At 43.2% G+C, this 2,402-nt stretch carries 2 protein-coding genes; both read left to right on the top strand.

Translation table 11 applies throughout. The features are described from left to right. Positions 1 to 219, top strand: a 219-nt coding sequence (locus F6K51_RS36100) for a hypothetical protein (protein WP_293030684.1), incomplete at its 5' end; no start/stop codon positions are given. 404 nt (positions 220 to 623) lie between these two features. Further along, a complete protein-coding gene (locus F6K51_RS36095; protein WP_293030681.1) occupies positions 624 to 2,141 on the top strand; it encodes a reverse transcriptase domain-containing protein in 1,518 nt (505 codons plus the stop codon). The last annotated feature ends 261 nt before the right edge of the window (positions 2,142 to 2,402 follow it).

The raw sequence follows: 2,402 nt of genomic DNA, 5'->3' as shown, positions 1-2,402 counted from the left end.
TCTCCCCTGATCCAAGGTGGAGCAGCAGTGGCCGCAGTCATTGCCTTAACCGTTTACTCTAAAACAATTATCGAAGCGGTGCGGCTCGTTCTAAATAGGAGCCTTTCGAAACGAGAGGGGTATGATTTAGGGAATTTATGTTCTAACTACCAGATGGATGAAGGTGAGAATCCTTCCCTTGAAGAGACAAGTGACTCCCTATCTGGCCACACCGAGTAGGCGGCAACCTACAGAGTGAAGCTGGCAACAGGGCGGAATCAGAGGTAAATCAGATGTGCCACACTGCCGCTAATGGGGAAGACGACATGGGTAACAGTAGCGAAAGTCCTGAAAAAGTGTCTAAATTGTAAGCCGCAATCTGACTAGAACATGCGAGACTTTATCCCTTCATTCTCACGGAACTTCGTTTCGGTATCCGTAATCTCTGAGAAGGGGATAGGCAAATAGGACTGCCCTAAATCGTCATAGAATCTATCAGGTGGAACGAGTAAAAACGGCAACATTATCAGGTCTAGGAACAGGTCGAACCCTAGTAAGTTATGCCAAACTTAATCCCTGTTGCCGGGTAGGATGCAGTCGAAAACTGGCTGCGGGTATTCAGAATACACGAACTCTAGAAGAGCATGGGTAGACACATATCTAAATATAGTGACCTATGGAAAAGCCAACAGTGGAAAAAACTCCGCCAGAATCTTTTCCGCCTACAAAAGCGAGTGTATAAAGCGGTTCGAGATGGTGACTTACGGAAAGCGCGGTCTTTACAAAAACTTATCCTGAAATCTCGCGCAGCTCAACTTTTGGCCGTCCGTCAAGTGACTCAATTAAACAAAGGGAAAAAAACGGCTGGAGTAGACGGCCTGTCAAGCCTCTCCTACAGACAGCGAATGGAACTGGTAGAAAGACTAAAAAACTGTGCTTCGGACTGGAGACACAGTAAACTACGCGAAATCCCCATTCCAAAGAAAAATGGGAAAATACGAATGCTAAAAATACCAACCATAGCTGACAGAGCATGGCAATGTCTAGTCAAATTCGCCTTAGAACCAGCTCATGAGGCCACCTTCAGCGCTTATAGTTATGGTTTTAGAACCGGCAGATGCGCTCAAGATGTCCAAAAAGGAGTATACCAACAACTAAAAGGAACTAAAAAGAAAGCCAATATACTAAAGCGAATCATCGAATTAGACATCAAAAAATGCTTTGACCGTATATCCCACAAATCCATTATGGATAGTCTAATAGCTCCCGCATCTACAAAATTAGGTATATACAGATGCCTTAAAGTCGGAGTGAACCCAAACTTCCCAGAACAGGGCACCCCTCAGGGGGGCGTCATCAGCCCTTTACTGGCAAACATAGCACTTGACGGAATAGAAGAAATACACACCAGTCTACGGTATGCCGACGATATGGTGATATTTCTAAAACCAAAAGATAATGCCGAAGAAGTATTGAGTAAAATCAAAAACTTCTTAGCAGAACGTGGGATGGAAATCAACGAAGAAAAGACCAAACTGACCAAATCGACAGATGGATTTGACTTTCTGGGATGGAGATTCCGCGTCCAGCAAAACGGAAAATTCCGAAGCATTCCCTCAGTGGAAAACTTTAAGAAATTACGTGACAAAGTCAAAGCCATAATCAACAACTCGAACTATGGTGCCAAAGTTAAAGCTAAGAAGCTAGCTCCAATCGTACGTGGATGGCGCAATTATCACAGTAGTTGCGATATGAATGATTCGCGGAATTCACTATGGTTCATCCGCAACACTGCCAACCGAAAGTTCCGAAAGGAAAAGAAAGTAAGTCGGTATAGAGCAAATGAACTGTGCGATAAAGGATTCCCAAAAGTCAAATACAAACAAAATCACCACGTAAACGTAAAAGGAACTAAGTCTCCTTACGACGGTGACTTAGTGTACTGGAGCCGCCGAAATTCAAGATTGTATTTTGGTAAAACTTCGGACGCATTAAAAGAGCAAAACCATTCCTGTGGACACTGTGGGTTAAAGTTCTTAGAAGACGAATCTGTACATCTTCATCATATCGATGGAAACCACGACAATTGGTCAAAACTGAACTTAATAGCAGTACACCGAAGCTGCCACCAACAGATACACTGGAGCAAAAGCAAAAGCTAAGAATACCTAGGAGCCGTGTGAGGGGAAACTTTCATGCACGGTTCTGAAGGAGAGGTGCTCCCTTTAATAAGGGACATCGACTCTAACATAACCAAATTAGTTAAAGAAGCAAAGGAGGATTGATCACTCGATAGCCTAAATTGATCAACTTGGGTTATCGTCGTTAATTACCTTTAATCCCCAGATAGTTGTTTAGACTATCTGGGAAATAGTTTTGGTTACTAACAGTAAGCAATCAGCAATCAGCAATCAGCAATCAGA

It is taken from the genome of Moorena sp. SIO3I8 (genome assembly GCF_010692325.1).
GTDB lineage: Bacteria > Cyanobacteriota > Cyanobacteriia > Cyanobacteriales > Coleofasciculaceae > Moorena.
This window is presented reverse-complemented; position numbering and strand designations above follow the sequence as displayed.

Excerpts from the sequence above, each read along its gene's own strand:
- F6K51_RS36095 (WP_293030681.1), top strand. The coding sequence starts at position 624 with ATGGGTAGACACATATCTAAATATAGTGACCTATGGAAAAGCCAACAG.